23 protein-coding genes and 1 pseudogene are annotated in these 25,383 nt (G+C 53.5%); 3 read left to right on the top strand and 21 right to left on the bottom strand.

Translation table 11 applies throughout. From position 1 onward, the window contains the following. Nucleotide 1 precedes the first annotated feature (1 nt). Genes G163CM_RS05235 through G163CM_RS05225 form a run of 3 tightly spaced genes read right to left on the bottom strand, consistent with a single transcriptional unit; the run spans nt 2 to nt 2,897 of the window. Complete coding sequence (locus tag G163CM_RS05235) at nt 2-1,054, bottom strand: FecCD family ABC transporter permease (protein ID WP_231827132.1); 1,053 nt, start codon at nt 1,052-1,054, stop codon at nt 2-4. Then, nucleotides 1,051-2,076 carry a FecCD family ABC transporter permease gene (locus G163CM_RS05230; RefSeq protein ID WP_420851438.1) on the bottom strand — a complete coding sequence of 342 codons (1,026 nt, stop codon included), beginning with the start codon at nt 2,074-2,076 and terminating at the stop codon, nt 1,051-1,053. The genes G163CM_RS05235 and G163CM_RS05230 overlap by 4 nt, the downstream gene beginning before the upstream one ends. Then, on the bottom strand, nt 2,076-2,897 hold the full coding sequence (locus tag G163CM_RS05225) for an ABC transporter ATP-binding protein (protein ID WP_015964238.1): 822 nt from the start codon (nt 2,895-2,897) through the stop codon (nt 2,076-2,078). The genes G163CM_RS05230 and G163CM_RS05225 overlap by 1 nt, the downstream gene beginning before the upstream one ends. Before the next feature lie 407 nt (nt 2,898-3,304). On the opposite strand from G163CM_RS05225, the gene G163CM_RS05220 reads away from it, so the two are divergent. Further along, nucleotides 3,305-5,461 carry a TonB-dependent siderophore receptor gene (locus tag G163CM_RS05220; RefSeq protein ID WP_231827130.1) on the top strand — a complete coding sequence of 719 codons (2,157 nt, stop codon included), beginning with the start codon at nt 3,305-3,307 and terminating at the stop codon, nt 5,459-5,461. 139 nt (nt 5,462-5,600) lie between these two features. Next, nucleotides 5,601-6,566: a L,D-transpeptidase LdtC gene (gene ldtC / locus G163CM_RS05215; protein WP_231827129.1), complete on the top strand. Its 966-nt coding sequence runs from the start codon at nt 5,601-5,603 to the stop codon at nt 6,564-6,566. 100 nt (nt 6,567-6,666) lie between these two features. Here the strand turns inward: ldtC and bhsA are convergent, their stop codons facing one another. Then, nucleotides 6,667-6,924: a multiple stress resistance protein BhsA gene (gene bhsA / locus G163CM_RS05210; RefSeq protein ID WP_015964235.1), complete on the bottom strand. Its 258-nt coding sequence runs from the start codon at nt 6,922-6,924 to the stop codon at nt 6,667-6,669. A gap of 249 nt (nt 6,925-7,173) precedes the next feature. On the opposite strand from bhsA, the gene G163CM_RS05205 reads away from it, so the two are divergent. Next, on the top strand, nt 7,174-7,809 hold the full coding sequence (locus G163CM_RS05205) for a TetR/AcrR family transcriptional regulator (protein ID WP_015964234.1): 636 nt from the start codon (nt 7,174-7,176) through the stop codon (nt 7,807-7,809). Nucleotides 7,810-8,043: 234 nt separating this feature from the next. On the opposite strand, the gene G163CM_RS05200 is transcribed toward G163CM_RS05205, so the two are convergent. The 17 genes and pseudogenes from G163CM_RS05200 to mhpT form a co-directional block, all read right to left on the bottom strand. Then, a complete protein-coding gene (locus G163CM_RS05200; RefSeq protein WP_231827128.1) occupies nt 8,044-8,541 on the bottom strand; it encodes a hypothetical protein in 498 nt (165 codons plus the stop codon). 123 nt (nt 8,542-8,664) lie between these two features. After that, a complete protein-coding gene (locus G163CM_RS05195; protein ID WP_231827127.1) occupies nt 8,665-9,018 on the bottom strand; it encodes a hypothetical protein in 354 nt (117 codons plus the stop codon). A gap of 263 nt (nt 9,019-9,281) precedes the next feature. Further along, the gene (locus tag G163CM_RS05190; RefSeq protein ID WP_231827126.1) at nt 9,282-9,497 is read right to left on the bottom strand and encodes a hypothetical protein; all 216 of its coding nucleotides are present in this window, start codon (nt 9,495-9,497) and stop codon (nt 9,282-9,284) included. A gap of 334 nt (nt 9,498-9,831) precedes the next feature. Then, complete coding sequence (locus G163CM_RS05185; RefSeq protein ID WP_255690498.1) at nt 9,832-10,167, bottom strand: DUF1493 family protein; 336 nt, start codon at nt 10,165-10,167, stop codon at nt 9,832-9,834. Nucleotides 10,168-10,361: 194 nt separating this feature from the next. Beyond that, nucleotides 10,362-10,553: pseudogene (locus G163CM_RS05180) on the bottom strand (transposase family protein); the annotation flags it as partial. Between the two features lie 89 nt (nt 10,554-10,642). Then, complete coding sequence (locus G163CM_RS05175) at nt 10,643-11,131, bottom strand: YdcD family protein (protein ID WP_231827124.1); 489 nt, start codon at nt 11,129-11,131, stop codon at nt 10,643-10,645. After that, a complete protein-coding gene (locus G163CM_RS05170; RefSeq protein ID WP_231827123.1) occupies nt 11,131-15,333 on the bottom strand; it encodes an RHS element core protein in 4,203 nt (1,400 codons plus the stop codon). Before G163CM_RS05170 ends, G163CM_RS05175 begins: the two co-directional genes overlap by 1 nt. A gap of 82 nt (nt 15,334-15,415) precedes the next feature. After that, nucleotides 15,416-17,491 carry a type VI secretion system Vgr family protein gene (locus G163CM_RS05165; RefSeq protein ID WP_420851389.1) on the bottom strand — a complete coding sequence of 692 codons (2,076 nt, stop codon included), beginning with the start codon at nt 17,489-17,491 and terminating at the stop codon, nt 15,416-15,418. A gap of 222 nt (nt 17,492-17,713) precedes the next feature. Beyond that, nucleotides 17,714-18,253 (bottom strand): glycine zipper 2TM domain-containing protein, encoded by a 540-nt coding sequence (locus G163CM_RS05160; RefSeq protein WP_015964230.1) that lies wholly within the window; start codon nt 18,251-18,253, stop codon nt 17,714-17,716. A gap of 195 nt (nt 18,254-18,448) precedes the next feature. Beyond that, the gene (locus G163CM_RS05155) at nt 18,449-19,753 is read right to left on the bottom strand and encodes an NAD(P)/FAD-dependent oxidoreductase (RefSeq protein WP_231827122.1); all 1,305 of its coding nucleotides are present in this window, start codon (nt 19,751-19,753) and stop codon (nt 18,449-18,451) included. 272 nt (nt 19,754-20,025) lie between these two features. Further along, entirely contained in the window at nt 20,026-20,568 is a 543-nt protein-coding gene (gene ycfP, locus G163CM_RS05150; protein WP_015964228.1) for an alpha/beta hydrolase YcfP, read from the bottom strand. Nucleotides 20,569-20,601: 33 nt separating this feature from the next. Continuing rightward, on the bottom strand, nt 20,602-21,627 hold the full coding sequence (nagZ, locus tag G163CM_RS05145) for a beta-N-acetylhexosaminidase (RefSeq protein WP_231827121.1): 1,026 nt from the start codon (nt 21,625-21,627) through the stop codon (nt 20,602-20,604). Nucleotides 21,628-21,638: 11 nt separating this feature from the next. Then, nucleotides 21,639-22,463 (bottom strand): thiamine kinase, encoded by an 825-nt coding sequence (thiK, locus tag G163CM_RS05140; protein WP_231827120.1) that lies wholly within the window; start codon nt 22,461-22,463, stop codon nt 21,639-21,641. Beyond that, nucleotides 22,444-23,082, bottom strand: coding sequence for a penicillin-binding protein activator LpoB (lpoB, locus tag G163CM_RS05135; RefSeq protein WP_231828333.1), 639 nt, complete (start codon nt 23,080-23,082; stop codon nt 22,444-22,446). The genes thiK and lpoB overlap by 20 nt, the downstream gene beginning before the upstream one ends. A gap of 22 nt (nt 23,083-23,104) precedes the next feature. Continuing rightward, complete coding sequence (locus G163CM_RS05130; RefSeq protein ID WP_108476813.1) at nt 23,105-23,479, bottom strand: YcfL family putative periplasmic lipoprotein; 375 nt, start codon at nt 23,477-23,479, stop codon at nt 23,105-23,107. Between the two features lie 3 nt (nt 23,480-23,482). Beyond that, nucleotides 23,483-23,839, bottom strand: a complete 357-nt coding sequence (hinT, locus tag G163CM_RS05125; RefSeq protein WP_015964223.1) for a purine nucleoside phosphoramidase — start codon at nt 23,837-23,839, stop codon at nt 23,483-23,485. A 219-nt stretch (nt 23,840-24,058) separates the two neighbouring features. Further along, a complete protein-coding gene (gene mhpT, locus G163CM_RS05120) occupies nt 24,059-25,276 on the bottom strand; it encodes a 3-(3-hydroxy-phenyl)propionate transporter MhpT (protein ID WP_231827119.1) in 1,218 nt (405 codons plus the stop codon). Nucleotides 25,277-25,383 lie beyond the last annotated feature (107 nt).

The following is a 25,383-nucleotide window of genomic DNA, read 5'->3' as shown; positions in this document are numbered from 1 at the left end:
CTTATAAAACGTCGCGACGACGCCATAACAGCAAAATGAAAAAGGGACAGCCAAACAGAGAAATCACAATGCCTGCCGGAATTTGTAAGGGGGCAAAAGCCAGCCGTCCAACCGTGTCGGTCACCAGTACCAGCAGCGCGCCGATGAGCGCGCTGCCGCTCAGCAACGCCACCTGCCCGCCGCGCAGCCAGAATCGCGCCATATGCGGGGCCATAAGCCCCACAAATCCCAGGCTGCCGACGCAGGAAACGCTCGCCGAGGTCAGCAGGACGGGTGCCAAAAACCGCAGCCAGGTTAAACGCATGATATTCACACCTAACCCGTTAGCAACCTGATTGCCCAGCAGTGCTACATCTGCCGCCCGGGCGGTGAGATAGAGAATGATCATCGCAGGCAGCGCCCAGACCAGCGCCACCAGCAGCAGCGGCCAGGTCGCGGCGTGCAAACTTCCGGCAAGCCAGGTCATCGCCGTTTGCACATCGCGAATATCCGCCGTAGTAATAAAAATCCCCATCGCCGCCGACAGCGCCCACGACACGCCAATACCCACCAGAATAAACCGTGGGCGCGAAAGATCCCTTGCCAGCACCATCACCAGCAGGGCAATCAGCAGCCCGCCCGCCATCCCGGCGAGTGGACGCCAGACCAACCCTATGGACGGAAACAGCAAAATCAGCGTGAGCACTACCACGCTGGTTCCCTCTTTGACGCCAATTAAACCGGGGTCGGCGAGGCCATTGCGGGTAATAGATTGCATCGCCGCCCCCGCCATACCGAGCATGCCGCCGCACAGTACCGCCATCAGCAGGCGCGGCAGGCGGATATCCCGCACGATGGTTATCTGCTGCGCGTCGAGCGCCTCGGGCATAAAAAGCGCCTTCCCGATAGCGCTGGCGGGGATGGGTAACGACCCGCGCGTGACGCCAAAGAGAATCAACATTACGATAATTGCCGCCAGTGTCGCCGCAATTTTTAACGCTCGCGGGCGGATCAGCCGCTGAAATACGCCCAGCGATAATCGACGAAAGCCAGCGCGTGCAATGACGTGATTCATTTGAAAAACCTCACGGCAATCAGGATAAACAGCGGTGCGCCCACCAGCGCGGTCATTACCCCCGTCGCCAGCTCCTGCGGCGCCAGCAACCAGCGAGCAAAGATATCGGCAATCAGCAAAAGCGCGGCGCCCACCGGCATAGCCAGCAGTAAGCCACTGCGCAGGTTGTGTCCGGCCAGATAGCGCACAATATGCGGCACCACCAGGCCAATAAAGCCAATGGGCCCGGCGACCGTCACCGCGCCGCCGCACAGCAGCGCAATGGCGACAACCGACAACGCACGTGTGCGCGTCACATTCACGCCAAGCCCGCGGGCAACGTTATCGCCGAGCGCCAGTTGGGCGATACGCGACGCCAGTAGCATTGCCATCAGCAGGCCTGTTGCCATGGGGATCACGGCAATGCGAAGTACGCTCTGGCTCACGCCCGCCAGATCGCCCGCAAGCCAGGTGCGCATGGCCTGCAACGTTTGTTCATCGAGGATCAGAATCGCCGCACTTACCGCCGACGCAAACGCTGACAGCGCCACACCGCAAAGGGTGATTTTCATCGCCGTCGGGCCGCTGCGCCCGGCGCTGGCGGTGAACATCACCAGCGCGAATAATCCACCCGCGCCGCAGGCCGCTACCAGCGGTTGCATCACGCCCCAGTGCGCCGAAGAAACACCCAACGCCGAGCAGATCACCACCGCCAGCGTGGCACCGGCATTCAGCCCAAGAATATGCGGCTCGCCCAGCGGATTGCGGATAATCGTTTGCAGAAGCATCCCGGCGACGCCCAGCGCCGCGCCGGTAAGCAGCGCGGCGATAAGACGCGTCAATCGCAGGCTGACAATAATGCGATGGTCAAAATTGCGCGGATCGTAACTCAGCAGCGCCTCTACCACCGTGCGCGGGGAAATGGCCCGCGCCCCTAAGCCAAGATGGATTACCGCACTCGCCACGAGCACCAACGTAAGGGGCACAACTGCCAGCGTTGCACGACGCAAAGAAGGGTGTCGGGCGATCGACGAAGCCGCCATCATGCGCGGTCCGCCACTGCGCGAAAAGGCATAAACCACGGTTTGCCATTCTGCGGGTTTATCATCATCTCGACGTCCACATCAAACACATGGCGGATCAGCTCCGGCGTACAGCGGGTCAGGTCGTCCAGCACCTCAACCACCCGTCCCTGTTTCATCAGCACCAGCGTATCGGCGTAATTGACCGCGAAATTGAGGTCGTGCAGAACGGTGACCACGGTGCGGCCATGATCGCGGGTTAAGCGTTGCAGAAGTTGCAGGATCTCCACCTGATAACGCAGATCCAGCCACGCCGTCGGTTCATCAAGCAGAATGGTCGGTGTCTGCTGCGCCAGCGCCATCGCTATCCAGCAGCGTTGACGCTGCCCGCCAGAGAGACTCTCAACGGGTAAGTGCGCCAGAGCAGCGGTGCCCGTAAGAGCCAGCGCGTCTGTCACCGCGCGTTCATCATCATCAGACCATTGGCGAATCAGCCCCTGCCAGGGAAAGCGTCCCCTTGAGACCAGTTCAAAAACGGTTAATCCTTCCGGCGTGATCGGTGACTGCGGCAAAATGCCCATCTGTCGGGCGACCTGTTTAGTGGGCTGTTGATGAATGTCGCGCCCGTTCAGGTGTACGCTTCCGCCCTGCGGTTTTAATGTCCGCGCGATGGTCGATAACAGCGTCGATTTTCCCGACCCGTTAGCGCCGATCAGAACGGTGAGTTTCCCGGCAGGAAGCGTAAGGTTGATATCATTGACGATACGCTGGCTGCCATAGCCCGCGCATAACGATTTCAGCACAATGCCTTGTTCGGCGTGCGGTGATTGCCGTTGTGGCATGGTTTAACTCTCCGGCCACTGCGGCCTGGCTTCAAATTGTAATAAATCTCATTCTCTTTTGATCATGCAGCGTCGTAATGTAGTAGTCAATAGCGCTACATCTTCAGCTCGCTTTACGGCTACATCGTGTACACAATGCCGTTCACAAAGTCAGTAATGCATTATTTATCAGATATATATTTTCTTTCCCCTCCACTTACCGCCGCCAATTTCGGTGCGAATCACGCCCCTCTATTTTTATTACCATAATCATTTACTACTACATTCCCGCATGGTTGAATGATTCTCAATTACAAACCTGAGCGTATCTCACGATCGCAAACAGGTAAGCCATGCGATTCCGGGAAATGACTTTTCGTGATTTTGAGCTGCCAGATAAGGCAGCTTTTTTATGGGAAAACAGACAGATGACACACTTAACCCCGTCGTTCACGGGCAAAAATGGCTACGCGCTTTTTTCACTACTCTTCCTTGGCGTGACAACCGCCCCTTCCGTCAACGCGGCCACCGCCGAGCAAAAGCCGACGGAAGAGACGATGACGGTCGACGCAAGCGTCGCACAGGCCGATAAAAACGTGACCGACGGCTATCAACCATTAAGCACCTCTACCGCCACGCTCACATCGATGCCGATGCTGGATATTCCGCAGGTTGTGAATACGGTCAGCGATCGGGTACTTACCGATCAGCATGCCACTACGCTTGATGAAGCGTTGTATAACGTCGCCAACGTGGTGCAAACCAATACGCTTGGCGGCACGCAGGATGCGTTTACCCGTCGAGGCTTCGGCGCCAACCGCGACGGTTCGATTATGACCAACGGCCTGCGTACCGTGTTGCCTCGTAGCTTCAACGCCGCCACCTCACGCGTGGAAGTGCTGAAAGGCCCCTCCTCTACGCTGTACGGCATTCTCGACCCTGGCGGGTTGATTAACGTCGTGACCAAACGTCCGGAACAACAATTTGCAGGCGAGATTTCCGCCACCTCCAGCAGCTTCGGCGGCGGTACCGGGCAGCTTGATGTGACCGGCCCGATTGAAGGCACGCGGCTGGCTTATCGGTTAATCGGCGAATATCAGCATGAAGATTACTGGCGTAATTTTGGCAAGGAGCAAAGCAGCTTTATCGCCCCTTCCCTGACCTGGTTTGGCGATGATGCGACGGTTAACGTGTCTTACTCGCACCGCAACTATCGTACACCGTTCGATCGCGGCACCATTTTCGACCTCGACACCGGGCATGCGGTGAAGGTTTCGCGCAAAGAGCGTTTCGATGAGCCTTACAATGAAACCAACGGTGAGTCGGATCTGGCGCAGCTAAATGCCGAGTATCGCCTCAACTCCGAATGGACGGCGCGTTTTGATTACAGTTTCAGCCAGGATAAATATGACGATAACCAGGCGCGCGTGACGGCCTATGACTCTGCCACCGGCGACCTGACGCGTCGCGTCGATGCCACGCAGGGTTCAACCCAGCGGATGCACAGCACGCGGGCGGATCTTCAGGGCAATATTGTGATTGGCGGTTTCTATAACGAGCTTCTGACCGGCGTGGCGTATGAAAATTACGATCTGCTGCGCACGGATATGATTCGCTGTAAGAATGTTAAAGGATTCAATATCTACAATCCGGTATACGGAACAGTGGGAAAATGCACCACCGTGTCTGAATCCGACAGCGATCAGCGCATCAAACAGGAGAGCTACGCGACCTACGTTCAGGACGCGTTATATCTGAGTGATAAATGGATTGCCGTGGCGGGCGCGCGTTACCAGTACTACACGCAATATGCCGGGAAAGGTCGTCCGTTTAACGTCAATACCGACAGCCACGATGAAAAACTGACGCCGAAATTTGGCCTGGTTTACAAGCTATCGCCCTCGGTTTCGCTGTTCGGCAACGTGTCACAGGCTTTTATGCCGCAGTCATCCATCGCCAGCTATATCGGCAACCTGCCACCGGAAGAGTCAACCGCCTATGAACTGGGTGCGAAATTCGATCTGTTCGATGGCGTAACCGCCAACATCGCGCTGTTTGATATTCATAAGAAAAATGTGCTCTACACCGAAGACGTGGGTGACGAAACTGTCGCTAAAACCGCAGGCAAAGTGCGCTCGCGCGGTGTCGAAGTGGATGTTGCCGGTTCACTGACCGAAAACCTCAACGTGATTGCCAGCTATGGCTACACGGATGCGAAAGTGTTGGAAGACCCGGACTACGCGGGTAAACCACTGCCAAACGTGCCGCGCCATACCGGTTCGCTGTTCCTGACCTATGACTTCAACAACGTTATCGACAGCAATACGCTGACCGTCGGCGGTGGCGGCCACGCGGTGAGCCGCCGCAGCGGCACCAACGGCGCGGATTATTACCTGCCGGGCTATGCGGTAGCCGATGTTTTCGCGGCGTACAAAATGAAGCTGAAATATCCCGTCACGCTGCAGGTGAATGTTAAGAACCTGTTTGATAAGACCTATTACACGTCGTCTATCGCCACCAATAATCTGGGCAACCAGATTGGCGATCCGCGAGAAGTACAATTCACGGTTAAAATGGCGTTCTGAACCCTCTGGCAGCCCTTGCGGCAAGGGCTGCCTCATCCGAAACATTTACACATACTTGCAATCACCCTTCACTTCCCGACACTTCCAGCAATCATAATATCCGTTTATGTTTTAGCGACTTGTTAACTGGATGAACATGATGAGTAAACAAAGACGTGTTTCGCGTTGGGCAATGGGCATCGCGCTTGCCGCCACCGTTGCGTGGAGCCTGCCCGTTTCAGCCAACACCTGGCCGCTGCCAACCAACGGTAGCCGTCTCGTCGGGGAAAACCGCTATCATGTGGTTGAGAATGACGGCGGCTCGCTGGAGGCAATCGCTAAAAAGTATAACGTCGGTTTCCTGGCGTTATTGCAGGCAAACCCTGGCGTTGATCCCTACGTTCCGCGCGCAGGCAGCGTACTGACCATTCCGCTACAAACGCTTTTGCCGGACGTGCCGCGTGAAGGTATCGTCATCAATCTGGCGGAATTACGCCTCTATTACTACCCGCCAGGAAGCAACAAGGTTACCGTCTACCCTATCGGCATTGGTCAGTTAGGTGGTGATACGGTAACACCAACCATGGTGACCACCGTATCGGACAAACGTGCCAACCCGACCTGGACACCCACGGCAAACATTCGCGCGCGCTATAAAGCACAGGGCATAATTTTGCCTGCGGTGATGCCCGCCGGGCCGGATAACCCAATGGGACATCACGCCATTCGCTTAGCGGCTCAGGGCGGCGTTTATCTGCTGCACGGAACGAACGCCGACTTTGGTATCGGCATGCGCGTCAGCTCCGGCTGTATTCGCCTGCGCGATGGCGATATCCGCAACTTGTTTGAGAAAGTTACGCCGGGCACCAAAGTGAATATCATCAACACGCCGATTAAAGCCTCGGTTGAACCGGGCGGCGTGCATCTGGTTGAAGTTCACCAGCCGCTGTCAAAACATATCGATGATGACCCGAAAACGCAGCCTATTGTGCTGAATGAGACGATGAGTGCGTTTAAAGAGAAGGCACAGACGAATACGGATGTGATGAACTATGCGATGGAGCTGCGCTCCGGCATGCCGGTTGACGTCACCCGCCATCATGTTGCGCAAGAGCAGTCGATGTAACGCTGATTCCAGACAGGCAAAAGCCCTGAGTGATGCGATCACTCAGGGCTTTTTTATGGCAGTGGCTTATTTAAAACGGCATTAATGAGGGAGTTAATGCTTATTTATAAATAACAGCCGTACCGTGCAGGTTGTTCGGACCACTTACTGAAGTGATACGGAACGATTTAGCGCCCATTTCGTCTGCTTTCTGAGACAGCTGATCTTCCAGAGAAGCCAGGTTCGGGCCTGCTGATGCCGCGATGGTACCGACTTTGTGCTGATCCGCCGGGGTAGATTGAACTTCAACCGCAGCGAAACTTGCGAATGACAGAGAACTCAGAACAGCGGCGAGAGCCAGAGTTTTTACGTTTTTCATGATTATGACCTATGCAGATGAACTATGATGTAGAGCAAACTTTATTAACTTAACGATCGATAAGGTAATGATAATGAGATCTGGATCACTCGTCAACATGATTTTTATAACGATCATTTAAATAATTAAAATCAGCCTATTTTTCATACCCATATGAATTATTTATTTTTGGGAATTCACCGCTGGCAGCCTGAAGCGATTATTTTTATAATGAGCGTTCACTAAAACCGAAAGAGGTACAACGGCACTATGACAACTGAGACGCAAAGTTGCGCTAAAAAGGGCCGTGGTCGACCAAAAGTATTTGACCGGGAAGCAGCGCTGGATAAAGCAATGACGCTTTTCTGGCAGCATGGCTACGAAGCCACGTCACTCTCCGATCTCGTAGAGGCCACGGGCGCAAAAGCACCTACCCTGTATGCAGAATTCGTGAATAAAGAGGGGCTGTTCCGCGCCGTTCTCGATCACTACATCGCTCACTTCGCTGCTAAACATGAAGCGAAGCTCTGTTGTGATGACAAGCGTGTGGATGAGGCGCTGAAGGATTACTTCACCGCTGTCGCGACCTGCTATACCAGTAAAGACACTCCGGCGGGCTGCTTTATGATTAACACGTCCGCCGCGCTGGCGGCGTCGTCGAAAGAGATAGCCAAAACCATTAAATCCCGCCACGCCGTTCAGGAACAAACCCTGCGCGAGTTTTTACAGCATCGTCAGGAGAAAGGTGAAATTCCGGCCGGGAAAGATGTGAATGAGCTGGCGCTTTTCTTAAGCTGCGTATTGCAGGGCATGTCGATTAGCGCTCGCGAAGGCGCAAGTTTTGACACGTTGATGCAGATTACCCGCACGACGCTGGGGTTGTGGCCGCATATGTTGGGTGAGTGATTTTCTGGCAATAGGATAACGGTTGAGACGGGGAGCGCTGGTATGTGAAGAACTCCCCGTTACGATAAAAGCGCTCTATTTTTCATCATCAGGCACACCGTTTTGAATAGCTTCAAGTCTTTTATCCATTAACACTCGAAAGCAACATGATATTGAAAATTATAAAAACAAAAAATATTTTTACCCGTCGAATATAATTAAATCCCTTCATGCTGACTCCGCCACAGTACCCCGTTACACAGCATCAAGTGACATTGGCTGATAATTATCAGGTCCAATCCGTTTGTCTTTATCTGGTGGTTCTTTTTCTTCATTAAATTGCTCCTTTAACGCCAAAACAGTCGCAAAATGAAGTCGTTCACAAAATTTTTGATTAGCTATTTTACACTGACTGGAAGAGAGAAATTGCAGTTTTTCAAGGTCTTCCTTATCCGTATACGTGCTAATATGACTAAGGATATAATCCGCTAAAGGTGGTCTGGCTTTAATTAGAGGTGATAATTCCTCAAGTCTGTACCATTCATCAACCAGCAGTCTCGCAATTCGGTCTGACGTTCCTTCGAGGATGTAACCATCATCACAATTGCGATAACGTGTATAGAAATCGTCTACGGCTCGCCAGGATGTTAGCGTGTCCATCGCGATGTCGGCTTTATCAAAAGTTTGCGAGGGACATAACGCCGCATTAGGAGAGAATGTAGTGAGTGTCAATATGAAAAATAATGTATTCATTTTATATAATCCACAATAGCATTTAAGCTATCATTATACTAAGTTAACTGTCGCCATATCTCGTACAACATTCAGGATGATGAACTCATTGTTCACTCTCTTCTGAGAACTGTTTATTAGTTATTAAAAAAAACCATTCCTAACCCTAAAAAATAACATAAATAAAAACCCAACATTAAACATCAATTTGTATCCTTTAGAAAAGTTCATTTTGTTTTTAATAAAACCACCAAGAAAAGACTTACTTAAGTTCTGTTGATTATAGGTTTGATGGAAGGATGCCATATTATCGATACCGGAATCAATAATTGAGAAAACGAAGAAATATAAAAAGACATAAGCTGCAACCCAGCCACTCACTTCTGACAAACCCATAAGATCCTCTTTTTGCAACCACACACTAATTTGCATAAAGGAGAGGCATCCGATTAGCCCCCAGAACATTCGACATATTTTATTAATATTTTTTTCGCTCATCTCTATTCCTTTTGAACATAACAATTACTACCAACTGACTATAAGATTAGATATGTAATTAATTTTTTGGGGGGTAAGGATTTCATGTTTATAATAATTTGTACTGAACGAATTAACTTTGACCATGATTTCTCCATGCAAAAGCATGGGCCTTTGATTTCACTCCCCAAATCGTATCCAGCTCTCTGGCGAGTAAAAAGTTGTTGTCAGCCTTAGTGACGATTGCCTCTATAAGACCTGTTGCTACAGCCGTCGCCAACTCGTCATTGAGGTTCTTCAATATGCTTGAAGATGGCGTTTTTTTGATTTTTGTCGAGACGACAGAAATTTCCTGCAATAGCCTTACCAATCTGTGCAAACAATATCACTACTGGTGCTTTTTGGGGATACCAGTGCTTATTAACCAATATAATAGTTTGGGATATGCCATCATCAAATGATACCATTTTTTGTAGATATTTAATGCGGGTTTTGTTCATTGAATTTTATACTCTAACAACAGCTTTTATTTTGCTACTTAATCAAAAATAAATAACACACTCATCTTAAATGCTATTGCATTGTCAATTTGATATAATAATTAATTGAGAATATCACTTGATGGTTCCAAGGGTAATCGCTCGAGCATTACGAATCTCACATCATTAATATTTTTAAACCTAACAACGCTCTCATCCCTATAATCACCGACATTAACATCATGCGAACTATTACTTTTATCGACAACACCAATACACCATACTTTCTTGTAATTATCATCATTTGGTTTTTCCAGAAAGAAAAATCAGAAGATAACAATGGTGTTAATGCGTATCATCCAATAAAATTGACCCATCGCCCTTTTCTAATACTTTCCTCAACCATATGAAGTGTAATCGGTTCGTACTTATCATATATTTCATCAACTTTGCCCGCTAGTTTTTTAAAAATATTCTTTAAAAAAATATCAAACTTAAAAAACAAGAGCATTTCCAAGTTATCTATACAGGCTACATCTTCAGAAATTTCCATAGGAAAATACTCGTCAAAAATAAAATCATTCAATTCAACATTAAAAACCTCATGTAAAACCTTAAAAATATCTTCTGCTGTCTCACCAAACAAATTTAGATCATGAAAAAGCCTTGTGTCATATGTATATGTAGCTATTTTTTCTCTGAAAATCTGGCCGTCCTCAAAAAATCTAAAATTACAGCACCAAGTGTAAAAGAGTGAGATTCTGTTGACTTATACATAAAACCTACCTATGTAGCTGTATAGAATAATGCTCCACTTTCGGCCAACCTTGGCAGGGCATGTTTATTAAAACTCTGTCTGGCTACGCCATATCGGTCTGTGATGTTTCCATCAATTGCAATGATGTCTTTATCATCTGAGGAATAGCAGTCATGCATCCAGTTAATAAAGCACTCGTGATATCTTGCAGGACTGATACAGGCTACAACTCTGGCAATGGTGTCGTGAACAGAAATGCCATTTTCAAAATCACCATATTGCTTCAAAAAATCGAGATGCGTTTCACCAAAACCCTCTATCGCTGGATCTTTCTATGATATAATCTGTTCCCTTTGTTGGCATTTAGAAAAAATCAACACATTCTACTTAGCAAGGGTCATTTATACTATTACGACCATTTTCTTACCCATTTATTTATTTTCCGATCAATAACATTATCACTAAATACAATATCATAATAAATATTATTTTCTTTAAACAGCGTTTTTATGGAGATATCACTCCCATAAACTTCACCTTTACTTGAAATATTACTCAAGCAAATTCCACTTGAAATATGATACCTTGAGACATTTACATATTTTACACTTACTAGTTCATCGTTAAAAAATGACAATATCACATCAACACTGCCACATACCGTATCCATTTTCATTATACTAATTATTGAGAAAGATGCATCTCCTCTTTTAATATACTCACCATTTCTAGTTATACTTTTATTATCCATAAGTGAAATCATTTTACTTACATCTCCACGAGAAGACCTACCATTAATACTGAGCGGTTGGTAAATCTGTTTTTTATAAATTATAAATGACCAGACAAGAACAATAAAAAATAAAAAATAAAAAATGCATATGTAACGTTTAAACATCAATAAATTCCATCCGGAAGAGTTGTTGTTGGTGATAATTTATCACCTCCTAAACCATACAATCCACCAGAGTTATATTTTTCGACGCATGATTCAGTGCAAGACTTTAATTCCAAACCACATGATATGCCTACATTATTATTTTTCATATCCATTTTAGCTTCTTTTACAGGTTGAGGCGGGGTGGCTCGATTACCAGCCATTTCGTGATTTAAACCAATAAGATATGCTCTGAATGGCCCAAAACTCTTAGTCATACGACAGGTCCAATAACAATGTCTCAAAGCATCACCGGAACCGTTGTGAATTTGATCTCTACCAACTATATCGACTGCTGATCTTGCGAAATTGTCTGCAGCAGTTGCCATCAGAGAACCAGCCGCAGCGCCAGGTGTACCAAGGATGATTAAGGCATACATGTCTTCCTGCATATCTAACCCTAAGGGATCTGTATATACAGTTGGGTTTAATGGATACTGATACAGATTCCATCCTCCTTTCAGTCCTATCGGATCCTGTGTGATATACCTCCCCAGCAACGAATCGTAGTACCGGTTACGGTTATAGTACAGCCCCGACTCCTCATCATACTGCTGTCCCGGCAAACGGTACGGCTGGTACAGATGATGTGGGTTCTCCTCGTTAAGCTGGTTTCCCCACTCGTCATATTCCCCGCTCCACGCCGTATTGCCTTCTTCGCTGATGAGCGCCAGCGGCAGTCCCCGGTGGTCGCAGTGATACAGATGCAGTGAGCGTGCCGGTGTGTACTCCGGCTCCACCTGTTTTGCCAGTTGCTCCACCGTCAGCCCGCACTGTGCCAGCCATGCATGGCTTTCACGGCTCACGCTGTCGGCCCGTATCTCTCCCTCCAGCCTGTCCAGCATCATCACCAGCTCTGGCGGGAACACCACACCGTGACCGTCCTCACTCCCTTCCTGCTGTAACTTCTCCGCCAGGCTGCGGCGCTGCGCTTTTTTTAGTTCGCCGTTCTCTGTTTCGATGCAGATGAGCGGCGTGAAGCTCCCCGGCTGGTAGACCGTCTGGATACGTGTGGTGTCGGTCTGTATCGTCGTCAGGCGGTCGCCGTCCCAGCCATACCACGTCAACTCCGGTGTACGCGACAGCGACATCCATCCCGTCAGGTCACGCGCGCGACGCCACACCCGTTTCCCTGTCCGGCGGCCCAGCGGGTCATAGAGATAGCGGCTCTCGACCAGCGGCTCGCCATGCTGTATCCGCGTATAAAACACCAGGCGGTGCTGGCTGTCGTAATGGTAGTGGTGCGTCCGCTCGTCGTACATCCGGATAACCCCTTCCGGGATGCGGTCCGTCTTCTCCGTCAGCCTGCCGTATTCATCGTAGCGGTAGACATAGTGCGCATCCTCCGCGATGCGGTTATCCGGCCACGCCGTGAGGGTGCTGTCCGCGTGCAGTTCCGGGTCCGGCAGCCGGTTGCCCGCCGGGTCCGTCGCATACGGGATACGGATGTCCAGGTCTGATGTGGTCGTGCGTACGCTCGCCAGTCTGCCCGTGGAGCTGTAGCCGTAATCCCGCGTCTGTCGCGGGCCGCTGATGCGGATTAGCTGTCCGTTGTCGTTCCAGCTGTAGTCACGGTCATACACCAGGCTGTTCAGATGCTGGCTCTGTAGCTGTCCGGCGGAGTTGTATGTGCTGGTCAGTTCGTATGCGCTATTGCCGAAGCGGCGCACTGTCTCCCGGTGCAGCCTGTCCCGCGTGTACTCCAGCAGCGGCGTCCCGCCCAGCTTCATTCCCGCCAGGTAACCGCTGCCATACGTCAGCCACTCCACCGGCGGCAGGTTGTCCGGCGTGACGCGGTTTGCCAGCCCCTGCTCGTTGTATGCGTGCTCTGTCTCATGCTGCCAGAGCAGTTCCCCCGTCTCCGGATTATGTACCGTCTGGCGCTCGACGGTGAGACGGCCTTTATCATCATAGCCGTAGTGGACAGCGACACGGTGGCCTTCACTGAGATGGCTGATGTCTGTCAGCCAGCCGTGCTCGTCATACTGCCACTGTTCTGCCGGCTCACCGTTCACCGTGCGGTGCGTGATACGGTCCGATTCATCGTAGAACCAGAGGGTGACAAGCCCCTCATCTTCACTCTGCGTGAGTTTTCCGGTCAGGTCATAATGATAACGTTGCGTCCGCCCGTCAAAGCCGCTCTGCTGTACCAGCCGATCCAGCGCATCGTAACCGAAGGCGCTGTGGCTGCCGTTCTCGTTGGTCAGCGTGGTGACACGTCCGGCAGCATCGTACTCCATGCTGCGCGTCAGCCCGCCCTGCGTGGTGCTGACCGCCGTTCCCCACGCATCGTACTCTGTCTCGCTCCGGTTGCCGTCCGGGGTGATAATAGCGGTCAGGTCGCCTGCGGCGTTGTACTCATACCGCGTTTCATGGCCCTGCGTGTCTTTTGCTGAGATTAACCGGCCACGGTTGTCATAGCTGCGGTAAAGGCTGATACCTTCCTCACGGTGGACCGCCGTCATCTGACCAAAGCAGTCATATTCATAGCGGGTCTGGTAGCCGGAGCAGTCAGTGAACGCCAGCAACTGCCCGTAGCGGCTCCACGTCATCTGCCGGGTGCTGCCCGTCGCATCCGCTGTTGCGGTCGGTAATTCACTGTGTGGATTATCATATGCATACCGGGTGACGTCCCCGCTGCGCGATATCTCCGTTACCAGCCGGTCCAGCTCATCATATTCCCGGCGGCTCTCCAGCCCGTCCGGGTATACCACCGCCGTCACCTGGTTTCCGTCGTTATAGTAAAATTTCGTCTCCCTGCCGTCCGGCGTGGTGATATCCGTGATATCCCCTGACACCACATTCAGACCGTACTCTGTCCGCCGTCCCGCCGCATCCGTCTGCGCCGTCAGTCTCCCCGCCGGGTCAAACTCGCTGCGGGTGACGCTGCCGTCTGCCTGTTCTTTTTTCACCACCCGCTTCAGCCCGGCCTCGCCTTCTGTATGCAGCACCTCACGCCGGTTCAGGCTGTCCGTTACGGTTATGCTGTCTTTCTCATACTGGTAGGTATAGCTTAAGCCAGCCGGGTTCAGCTGCTCTGTCACCCGCCCCGCATCGTCGTACCGGTAGCGCATCTCCGGCCTTCCCGCGTAACGGTGCGCCACCATCCGGCCCGGGTGCTGCGGGTCATACGTGAAAGCGCGCACCTGCGTATTGCTGCGGTCATATACCGCCATCAGTCCACCGGCTTCCGTATACGTATACCGCGCCAGTGGCGCACCGGGCAGGCTATCCGGGTATGCCGGGTCGTGCGTCAGCCACACCGCTGAAAGACGGATACCGCTGTCAGTACCGTATTCGGTACCGGGCAGTGTGTCAGGGAACTCTAAGTCTGAGAGAGGGCGGGGAGTGTCAGGGGAAGATAACGAAGCAGTGCGCTGTTTACGGGCATCTTCCGCCCGCTGCGCCTGCGTGGTCAGCACCAGACGGAACTCACGTCCGGCACCGTCCGTCACGCCGGTAATTTCCCCGGCCAGGTCGCCTGCGGCCTCGCGCCGGTACGCTAATGTGCGCCCGAAGCGGTCCGCCAGCCCGGTCAGCACCCGGTACGGCGGCAGCGGCGCTGGAAGCACTTCCTCCGTGCCTGGTACCCGCTCACTCCAGCCCAGTATCCACCACGGCCCCTGTGCGCTGTTCATCGCCAGGTAAAGATGCGGGCTTAACCGGATATCCGGCGGCAGCGACGCCCACAGCCGCCCCAGCGTGTGGCCGTCCGGCTGCGCTGCCTTACCGCCGCGCACCAGCCACAGCGACTCGCTGCGGCTGTAAACCGCCTCCCCCGGCAGCAGCGGCTCAAAGTGAATGCTCCGCCCGCCGTTGTCGTTGAGTATAAGTCCGTCATCGCGTAGCTGTAGGCGGATATCAGAAGGCGCTTTCCAGCCGGGACCGAAAACGCCCACCGGCGCAGGCGTCTTCGTCCGGTAGCTGCTGTAGGTGCGGGAGAGAATGAACGGCAGCGGGCCGGGCAGGGCAAGGTCCGTCTCGCCGGGCTGTACTTTTGCACCGAGCAGCGGGTTTACCGGGTTGCCGGAAGTGTAGCCGCCCGGACACACCGAGCACGCCACGCCTGTGGGCGCGCCTATCAGCACCCCCGCCGAGCCCTGGACTATCGGGCCACCGTACTGGGTCATATCCCCCTGGCGCGCCGCTGGTTTTCCGCTCATGATTCAATTCCTTATGTTATCCATCGTTAGTACGGGTTTGTTCCTGAGTACCTTATTTGTTAAATATTCGGTGTACGCTGCTTTAACCAGGTGTTTTAGGTGGGGCTTTCGAGGCTGCACAGTTCCAGTTAATCAACATTGAATCACCATTAACCTGCTCCTTACCCTGCAAATGAACTTTTGTGCCGTTGAGAAAAATTTGGCCGTCCTTAGTCAGCACCAGCCTTGCCTTACCACAGCAGAGCTCCAGATGCTCTCCTGCCGAGTAAATCGCAGTCTGCCCGGTATCATCCTTCTTCGTTTTGCCAACGGTGAAGGTGACGTCATTTCCCACTTTGACGTCATAACCCAGGCCGACCATCAACGACTTATGCAAGCCAATCTGCGAGGACTGCATCAGCGCCACCGAGGTGTTCATGACGCCGCCTACGGTTGTCTGGTAAGCCACGCCCACGTTTAGTGCACGAACAAGCCCTACCGTTTCCGCCTGATTCATCCCCACTGTAATAACCTGGTTATTGCCCACCTTTTCTATCTGGTTAACCCCCACCGTCTGTATCTGATTGTTGGCAACCGCAATCACCTGATTGTTGCCGATAGTCTCGGCATGGTTGTTTATCACATCGGTGGTGCGGTTATTCAGCACCTCGGTGTTCATATTCTTCTGCGCGTGGATGTAGACCTGTTCTTTCCCGGTCGCATCGTCAAACTTCAGTTCATTAAACCCGCTGCCCTTATAGGTTTTCGAGCGGATAGTCATCTGCGTTTTCGTCCCCGGCAGGCTGCCGGGGGTGCGGTTTTCCTGGTGGTAAGTGCGCCCCATAATGATCGGCTGGTCCGGATCGCCGTTGAGGAAGTCCACAATCACCTCCTGACCCACACGCGGTATCGCCAGGTTGCCGAACCCGGTGCCTGCCCACGCCTGTGCCACACGGATCCAGCATGAACTGTCCTGGTTTGATGGGTTATAGCGGTCCCAGTTAAATTTCACCCGCACGCGGCCATGTTCATCACAGAAGATTTCTTCCCCCGCCGGCCCTGTCACCACGGCGCTCTGCGGGCCATCCACCAGCGGTTTAAGCATCGGCTGTGGCCGCCATGTTCTGTCTGCCGGGATCACCGAAAAATAGTTATCGAGCGTGGTGCCTGAACCCCTGCGTCCCGGCACCGCCTGTGGCTGCTCGCCGTGCAGTTCACTTGCCACCACCTGCCATTCCCGGTTCAGGTTCGCCTGCGGATGCCCCGTCAGAACAATCCGCCTCCCCGGCCATACCTCCGGAGAGCGGCTTTTTCCACGCGCCACCTCTGCGTTGTTGCGCCAGCCGTCCATTTGCCAGCGGGCAAAGTTCTTCCCGTGCGCATCTTTAAATCGCCCCGGATAGTCAAATACCTCATATTGCGTGCGCTGGTAGTCCTGGTGCTGGCCTTCCTGATCAAAACGCCCTGCCCAGCCGGGTCGTTTAAAGGTGTAGTCTTTAGCGACTACGGAGGAAGGACGGATTTGTGCGCTATAGCGAAACTGGCTGATGCAGAGGGTGCTCACCTCGGTACGGGTGTTCGGGTTCCAGGGGATTTCAAAAGATTTGGGCAGATGGCGGACCGTGTCGCACAGCACCAGGCTCTGGTCGGTACTTTTGTAAGCATGCTCCTCATAAAAGAAGATGCCTTCCTCCGCTGCCATCCGGCGCAGGAAATCGTAATCAGTTTCACCGTACTGGACACAAAACTCACGGGAAGGATGCTGCTCGCTGAACAGCGGACTCCACTCGGTCACCCCGTTTTCCTGCAATATCGTGCCGAGGATGCTTTTGATGTCCTCGTTCTGGAAGATACGGAAGTTCTGGCGCAGCCCTGCGCGCCACAGCGGTGGGCACACCTTCATGCTGTACAGCATCTGGTTTTTGTCGTTCTCCCCCAGTTCAAACCAGGTCACCAGGCCTTTCACCCGGCGCTGTACGTCATCGCCCTGCCATATCGTCAGGTAGGCCATTTTGTCGAGGATCTGCTGAAATTCAAGGGAGAGAAACTGCTGGCTGACCAGAGAGAGATCGAGGGAAAAGAGCGAAGAGAGTGACTGGTTCAGATGAAAGGAAACCACGGCAAACGCGTCCGGCGGCAGGCCATCCACTTCCAGTGTGAAACGTAATCCGGTTGACATAGCAACCTCCTTGTAAACGAGATAAGTGCAAGACGCTACCGCCACACCGTGAAGCGCGCCGGGCTCTTCTGCACGCATGCAGTCTACGTAAAGGCCATACTCTTTAAAGTGACTCGTCCCGTTTCAATAAGTAATTCGGATTTCATAAAGATGGATGTAAGTGACAAAAAAAAGCCCCTCAGCCTGAGCGAATGAGGGGCTAAAACAACATTAACGCTATTTTTACGTTTTGTTAGTCAGGACCAATTGGCCATTATTATCCAGCGGAATTTGCGTTCCGGGATCTTTATCCATACGGATTTTCCCCTGCTGGTCGCCAATTTTATACGTCACGTCATATCCGAGCATTTTCTCGGATTTGTCATACACTGTTTTGCAGCGTTTCTGAGTGCTGGTGTAGGTATCATTATCCTGCATTGAGCCCTGGATCTGATTCCCGGCGTAGCCGCCGCCTAATGCCCCTACCACCGTGGCAACGTCTTTCCCGCGTCCGCCACCAAACTGGTGACCAATCACGCCGCCCGCGACAGCGCCGAGCACGGAACCGGTAATCCGGTTTTCATCCTGTACAGGGCGGCGATGGGTAACGGCCACATTGCGGCACTCTTCTCGCGGGGTTTTCACGGTCTCTTTGATAGGCTTAGCCGAAATGACCTGCGCGTACTGCGGGCCGCGGTCGAACACGTTCAGGCTGGCGACTGCCGCCACGCCAAGCGCGGCTGCGACGCCAATCCCTATACCCGCCAACATCGATTTATTCACGGGAGATCCTCCTTTGTTGCTGATAGTAACAATTCTGCAACTTGACGAGGGGGTTAGCAAATGAGAAAGCGGATGAAAAGTGCGAGATAAAACCACAAACCAGCGTGATTCAGAGGAGTCTTAGCGGGAATTTCCGTTAGTCAGCGAACAATCTGCTGAAAACGGCCCGACTGAGTGTCGGGCCGGAATGTTACATTAGTGCAGTTTCAGGCGCGGGCGGATAACGCGGTTGATACTGCCGACCAGCATCATCAGGCCGGTTTTGATGTAGCCGTGCAGCGCAATCTGGTGCATACGGTACAGCGAGATATACACCATACGCGCAATGCGCCCTTCAACCATCATCGAGCCGCGCATCAGATTGCCCATCAGGCTGCCGACCGTCGAGTAGTTCGAGAGCGAAACCAGCGAGCCGTGATCTTTGTAAGAATACGGTTTCAGCTCTTTGTCCTTCATCTGCGCCAGAATGTTGTTCAGCGCGCAGGTTGCCATCTGGTGCGCAGCCTGAGCGCGCGGCGGTACAAATCCGCCTTCCGGACGTGCGCAGGACGCACAGTCGCCGATCGCATAAATGTCTGCATCGCGCGTGGTCTGTAGCGTTGGCTCAACCACCAGCTGGTTGATACGGTTGGTTTCCAGGCCGCCAATCTCTTTCATAAAGTCTGGCGCTTTAATGCCTGCTGCCCATACCATCAGGTCGGCCTGAATATACTCGCCGTCTTTGGTGTGCAGGCCACCTTCATCGGCGCTGGTGACCATGGTCTGCGTCAGGACGCGCACGCCCATTTTGGTCAGCTCGTTGTGAGCGGCACCGGAAATACGCGGCGGCAGCGCAGGCAGAATACGTTCGCCCGCTTCCACCAGCGTGACGTTCAGCGCGTCGTTGGTCAGGCCTTTGTAGCCGTAGCTGTGCAGCTGTTTCACCGCGTTGTGCAGTTCAGCTGAAAGCTCAACACCCGTTGCCCCACCGCCAACGATGGCGATGTTGACTTTACCGTTCGCACCCAGGTTCGCTGAATATTTCAGGAACAGATTCAGCATCTCCTGGTGGAAACGACGCGCCTGATGCGGGTTATCGAGGAAGATGCAGTGCTCTTTCACGCCCGGCGTGTTGAAGTCGTTGGAGGTGCTGCCCAGCGCCATCACCAGCGTGTCATAAGCCAGCTTACGTTCCGGCACCAGCAGGTCGCCCTTCTCATCACGCAGTTCAGCGATGGTAATGGTTTTCGCTTCACGGTTGATGTCCATCACTGATCCCAGTTGGAACTGGAAGTGATGGTTACGCGCGTGCGCCAGGTAGCTCAGCGCATCCACGCCTTCATCCAGCGAACCGGTTGCCACTTCGTGCAGCAGCGGCTTCCACAGATGACTGTGGTTGCGATCCACCAGCGTAATTTTCGCTTTTTTGCTCCGGCCAAGCTTTCTACCCAGTTGAGTAGCCAGTTCCAGGCCGCCAGCGCCACCACCCACAATAACGATTCTTTTGATTGGTGTAGTCACGTGACCCCCTTAAAAATTATTAACCAATTGTTAATTAAAAGTTATTAAAATAGCTCTTATCTAACAACAAGTTACTATCCCGAAACCATTCAGCAGCAAGAAGAATAACATGAACGGTGCATTGGTCATACCAAATTTGATATGTATCAAGTTTTACCGCGCAGAAGTTAAACAACTTTAGCGTTTAGTGGGATTTTTGGTGGGTGATGGGAGTGAAAAAAGGAGGGAAATTTAACATTTCACGCCCCAGAACGGGGCGTGAAAAAACGACGTCAGCCTAAGGTTTTAAAGGCTTTGATGCGTTGCAGATGTGGCGAGATATTTTTGAATTTATGCCCCTGAACGTCATCCCAGATAATTTCATAAAAGTGATGCAGTTCCTGTGCCGAACGCTGGCTGTCGAGCGCTTCATCCTTCCGGGAGAGGATCGCCAGGCAGCGGTCGCGGTTTTTCTCGCGGAAGTTGTTCACACACTTGGTGGCAATATCGACATACTCTTCCGGGCGGTCAATCTTCCCGTCCATGTTCTCGTTAGGGAACAGATTCGGGTTGAAAATCACCTGACGAACATCGCATAAAAAGCCGATGCGTTCCGCCCAGTAGCCGCCGAGCCCCACGCCGCAAATCAGCGGGCGCTCGTCAACGTTGAGCTGCAACATTTTGTCCACTTCTTTCAGCAGATGCTGCATGTCATGTTTTGGATGCAGCGTACTGTAGCTAATCAACCTCACATCCGGGTCGATAAACTGCAGCTGCAACACCTTTTCATGGTTACCTGGGCTGTTCGAGTCAAAACCGTGCAAATAGATAATCATTTGATCCTCACCACAACTCCCTTGTCGGGAGGGTTAATGGCCTGCCTTCACGTCCTGCCAGCGTTCGTGGAGCTGTTCCAGTTGCGCACTGACTGTCTTCCAGCGGGCGGAATCCCTTAAGGCCTGACGTGTAAATGAACCTTTATGATACAATTTCGTAACACGTTCAGCATTGATCGGCGACAGGTTATCAAGAACGCTGACCGCTCCTTTACGATTATTGCAGACCAGGATCATATCGCAACCCGCATCCAGCGATGCCTGGCCGCGCTCGGCGTAGCTGCCCATAATCGCCGCGCCTTCCATCGACAAATCGTCGGAGAAAATCACGCCATCGAAGCCTAACTCACCGCGCAACACGGTTTTCAGCCAGTGCGGCGAGCCGCTTGCCGGGCGCGGGTCTACGTCGCTGTAGATGACGTGCGCAGGCATAATGGCATCGAGTTTGTTTTCCGTAATCAGCGTCTGGAACACCGCCATATCTTTCGCGCGAATGTCGGCTTCGCGACGAGGATCGCGCGGCGTCTCTTTATGCGAATCAGCGGTGACCGCCCCGTGTCCGGGGAAGTGTTTACCGGTAGTTTTCATACCGGCGCTGTGCATGCCGTCGATAAAATGACGCGCCATCGCCAGCGCTTTTTGCGGATCCGCATGATAGGAGCGCTCGCCAATCGCAGCGCTGATATGCCCGACGTCCAGCACCGGGGCGAAGCTGATATCAATATCCATGGCGATCATTTCGCTGGCCATCAGCCAACCGGCCTCAACCGCCAGGCGTCCGCCCTCTTCCTCGCCGAGTACGGCGACAAAAGATTGTGCGGCAGGCAGGCGAGTAAAGCCTTCACGGAAACGCTGCACCCGGCCACCTTCCTGATCGACCGCCACCACCAGATGATTGCGCGACGCCTCGCGGATCTGGCGCACCAGTTCGCGCAGCTGCGCGGGATCATGATAGTTACGGGTAAATAAAATCAGGCCACCCACCAGCGGATGCGCCAGAATCTCGCGCTCTTCCGCATCCAGCTCGTAGCCTTCTACATCCAACATTACCGGACCCACACTGACCTCTCTTATCGTTTTTCCTTTAACTGACACCAAATTTCATCTGCCAGCGTGATAAATTGCCGGTCGCCGGTCTGCTGCCAGCGACACTCATACCAGCCCGCCATGAGCGTTAACACCCAGGGCCGCCAGCGTAAAATTTGTTGCCATAGCGCTTCTGGCGCAATGCGCGCCCGTGCCGCGTACGCATCGCTGTATTCACGGCGTTGACGCGCGTCCTGCATCCACACCGACGCCAGCTCCAGCGCGATATCGCCGTCCCCGGCATACTCCCAGTCAATCAGTCGTAACCCTACAGGCGTATGCACAATGTTGCCCGCGTGAACATCCATATGCAATGGCGAAAGGCGCAGCGGCTGCGGCTCTCGCTGCTTTTGCAGGCGATGCAACGTGCGCAGCCAGAACGGCGTGCGTCGCGCAGGATCGCACTGCTGCCAGTAGCGTTCCAGCAACGGCAGCACCGTTACTCGCCAGCCGAAACGCGGCTGCTGATGCAGATGATACAGGAGAGACGCCAGTTGGCGAGGGGGCGGCAGCACGCTTTTCACCTCTCCGCTGAAAAATTCGACGGCCATCCAGCCAGAGGTATAAAAAACCGGCTTCGGGGCGAGCGTGGAGGGTAAACGCGTGAGCGCGTGATATTGACGCAGGAAGTGAAATTCGCGGGGCTGCGCCGTGTGGTGCTGGCGCAAGACCCGCTGCTGCTCACCGCAGGCGATGATACAGCTACTGCCACTCAGCCCTGAATAATCAGGGCTGGCGACGAGATGATACTGAGGGAAATAGCGTGACAGAACCGCATCACGCGTGAGCTTATTGTTGCGTAACGGCACCGCTACCTGACCAGATAATTTCGCCCGTCTGTACCAGCATCAGCTGCATTTTCAGTACCGGGGAATTCACGTTGCCGGTGGCGTTGCTGTACAGCACATACTGTGCGCCGACGTTACGGGCAATCCCCATCGCTTTACTGCGCGAACCGAGGCTATCCTGCGGCGACAGGCCAAGCTGCTGTTTGGCGACAGCCAGTTGCTGCGCGGAAACCAGGGTGAACTTGCCGTTGCCGGTCAGTGCGTTACGCAGCGCGGTTGTCGCTTCAGCCGCGTTCAACGTTCCGTTGGTACGGTTATTCACGCTATCGACCAGCAGAATGCTGCCCGCGTTCACGCCGCTGGCCTGCAACATTTTGCCTGCCATCGGCTGTACCGCGCCGTTCCAGTCATAGTGACGAACGCGTGGCGCAGGCTGCGACGGCTGTTGATCCGGATGCTCAATCGGGCCAGGCTGCTGCGGGATCGTCGGAACAGAAGGCACTGTCGGTACCGGCTGCTGCGGTTCGACAGGCTGTTGTGGTGTTGGCTTCGCCTCTTCCACCGGTGCGGGTTGTTCTTGTTTCACCACGCACCCGGAGAGCAGGACAGCCAGTGCCGAAATTAGCGCATAGCGACGCAATGTAGTCATTCCGTTTTACCCCTTACAAATAAAGATAAAGTCGGACTTTATGTGCGCCCAGGCTGCTGGCGCTGCCGTACAGCGTGACCGATCCCATAGCCGGGATGGTGACGGTACGTGGCGCTTCAAGCGGGTGCATTTCCAGTCCTCTGGCTTCATACCAGTAAAAACGATAATGAAGGGTGACAGGTTCACGCCTTTCATTGAACAGCTTCGCGCTGGCGGTCGCCTGAATTTCCGACCGCGTCAGTTCAGGCTTTTCCGCGCTGATCCCGGCGGCCAGGACATTCGATTCCATCACCAGCGTCTGCTGATCGCCCACCGGAATTTCCGGATGCGAACCACAACCGGCCAGCAAAAATGCAGCCAGTAGCGCGGCTGAAAAGCCTGCTTTCATCACTTAACCTTTATGTGCCAGCATCGGCCCAAGCGGACGACCGCCCAGCAGATGCATATGAATATGGAAGACTTCCTGCCCGCCGTGGCGGTTGCAGTTCATGATCAGACGATAGCCATCGTCAGCAATACCTTCGTCACGGGCAATTTTTGCCGCCACGGTCACCATGCGGCCCAGCACCTGTTCGTGCTCAGGCGCCACGTCATTGGTGGTGGCAATCAGGATGTTAGGCACGATCAGAACGTGAGTCGGCGCCTGTGGGGAGATATCGCGGAACGCGGTAACCAGCTCATCCTGATAAACGATATCCGACGGGATTTCGCGACGAATAATTTTGCTGAAAATAGTTTCTTCTGCCATGAGGGATTCCTTAATTATGCGACCGTGCGAATTCCTGTTATTGATCTTCAGGCTTTTCTGATGCACGGGAGACTGAGTAAGAGTATGAGCGACTTACTCGTTGTCTTTCAACCTGATTACGCTTTTTATTGTATTAACTCGGAAAAAGCCCGGCAAGAAGGTAAAAATCGTAGGGAATTGATAGGCCGGGCAGCATTGCGCCGCCCGGTAAAAATGCGCTTAAGAAGCGTCGATGGCGGTGGATGCCTGCTTCTGTCGATTCATTAACCAGAAAACCGCCACGCCCGCTAAAACAATCCCCGGCGCGGAGGCCGCCATCACCCCCACGGTGCCGGTACCCAGCGCCAGCATTTTTCCGGCCAGCAGCGGGCCGCTCATCGCGCCCAGTCGGCCAATCGCTACCGCCGTACCCACGCCCGTGGCGCGGATTTCAGTGCGATAAAAGAGCGGTGCCAGCGCATACAGCACGCTCTGCCCGCCCGTGGCAAACAGCCCGGCAACAAAACCTGAAAGCAGCATCATGCTCAGCGAGTCCGCCGAACCTAGCGCCAGCAGCGAGGCCAGCATGCCGCTGTAAATCAGCAGCGACATGCGCATTGGGCTCAGTTTGTCCATCAGCGCACCGAGCACAAGCGTCCCCACCGCGGCGCCAATTTGCAGGGCAAACATCACGCCCGCCGCCTGTGAGCCACTAAAGCCCTGATCGACCAGCAGCATCGGCAGCCAGTTAATCAGCATATACACCACTAACAGGGTGAAGAAGTAACAGAGCCACAGCAGTAAGGTGGACGATGCCGTCCCCGGCGCGAGTAACGCGCGCAGTGGTGCGGGCGACGCCGTCTGTTGATGGGTGAAAGCCTGCGACTCGGGCAGCCAGCGCATCAGCAAAGGCACCAGCAGCAGTGGCACCACGCCGCCCACCCAGAATACGGTTTGCCACGCCTGCGCCAGGCCGCTGAACCCCAGCGCCGCCGCCAGCGCCGCGCCAATTGGCACACCGCAGTACATCAGGCTCACCGCCGTGCCACGAAAACGCGGGCCTGCCGCTTCAGAAGTCAGGGCAATCAGGTTAGGCAACGCCGCGCCGAGCCCCACGCCGGTCATCAGGCGCGCAAAGACCAGCGACGGGAAACTCCACGCCAGCGCGGTGGCTATCGAAAAGAGCCCGAACAGCACCACCGATCCCAGCAGAATGCGTTTACGCCCATAGCGATCGGCCAGCATTCCGCCCACCAGCGCACCGGGCAGCAGACCCAGTATTCCGGCGCTAAAAATCCAGCCCATCTGCATTTTATCGAGCGAAAAAGCCTGGGCGATACCGACGGCGGCAATGCCAGCCGCCTGTAAATCAAGCCCTTCCATCAGGGCGACCAAAAAACAGAGCCCGATAGTCAGTATCAGGCGAGACGTTGCAGGTGTAGAGGCGATGTTCGACATAGCGTTACCTTTGCGAGGGTGACAGGTGAAAGGCGGCTGATACGTTGCCAACCGCGCATTTTTTCCTTGCAAACGCGCCCGCCGGGCATCATGCCAGGCGGGCAAAG

It is taken from the genome of Pseudocitrobacter corydidari (assembly GCF_021172065.1).
In the GTDB taxonomy this organism is placed as follows: Bacteria; Pseudomonadota; Gammaproteobacteria; order Enterobacterales; family Enterobacteriaceae; genus Pseudocitrobacter; species Pseudocitrobacter corydidari.
This window is presented reverse-complemented; position numbering and strand designations above follow the sequence as displayed.

Coding starts and splice junctions, on each gene's coding strand:
- G163CM_RS05130 (WP_108476813.1), bottom strand. CDS start 23,479: ATGAAAGCAGGCTTTTCAGCCGCGCTACTGGCTGCATTTTTGCTGGCC.
- G163CM_RS05190 (WP_231827126.1), bottom strand. CDS start 9,497: ATGAACAAAACCCGCATTAAATATCTACAAAAAATGGTATCATTTGAT.
- G163CM_RS05230 (WP_420851438.1), bottom strand. CDS start 2,076: ATGGCGGCTTCGTCGATCGCCCGACACCCTTCTTTGCGTCGTGCAACG.
- ldtC (WP_231827129.1), top strand. CDS start 5,601: ATGAGTAAACAAAGACGTGTTTCGCGTTGGGCAATGGGCATCGCGCTT.
- G163CM_RS05175 (WP_231827124.1), bottom strand. CDS start 11,131: ATGTTTAAACGTTACATATGCATTTTTTATTTTTTATTTTTTATTGTT.
- G163CM_RS05170 (WP_231827123.1), bottom strand. CDS start 15,333: ATGAGCGGAAAACCAGCGGCGCGCCAGGGGGATATGACCCAGTACGGT.
- ycfP (WP_015964228.1), bottom strand. CDS start 20,568: ATGATTATCTATTTGCACGGTTTTGACTCGAACAGCCCAGGTAACCAT.
- G163CM_RS05195 (WP_231827127.1), bottom strand. CDS start 9,018: ATGAGCGAAAAAAATATTAATAAAATATGTCGAATGTTCTGGGGGCTA.
- G163CM_RS05205 (WP_015964234.1), top strand. CDS start 7,174: ATGACAACTGAGACGCAAAGTTGCGCTAAAAAGGGCCGTGGTCGACCA.
- G163CM_RS05220 (WP_231827130.1), top strand. CDS start 3,305: ATGACACACTTAACCCCGTCGTTCACGGGCAAAAATGGCTACGCGCTT.
- mhpT (WP_231827119.1), bottom strand. CDS start 25,276: ATGTCGAACATCGCCTCTACACCTGCAACGTCTCGCCTGATACTGACT.
- bhsA (WP_015964235.1), bottom strand. CDS start 6,924: ATGAAAAACGTAAAAACTCTGGCTCTCGCCGCTGTTCTGAGTTCTCTG.
- G163CM_RS05235 (WP_231827132.1), bottom strand. CDS start 1,054: ATGAATCACGTCATTGCACGCGCTGGCTTTCGTCGATTATCGCTGGGC.
- G163CM_RS05225 (WP_015964238.1), bottom strand. CDS start 2,897: ATGCCACAACGGCAATCACCGCACGCCGAACAAGGCATTGTGCTGAAA.
- hinT (WP_015964223.1), bottom strand. CDS start 23,839: ATGGCAGAAGAAACTATTTTCAGCAAAATTATTCGTCGCGAAATCCCG.
- G163CM_RS05165 (WP_420851389.1), bottom strand. CDS start 17,491: ATGTCAACCGGATTACGTTTCACACTGGAAGTGGATGGCCTGCCGCCG.
- G163CM_RS05200 (WP_231827128.1), bottom strand. CDS start 8,541: ATGAATACATTATTTTTCATATTGACACTCACTACATTCTCTCCTAAT.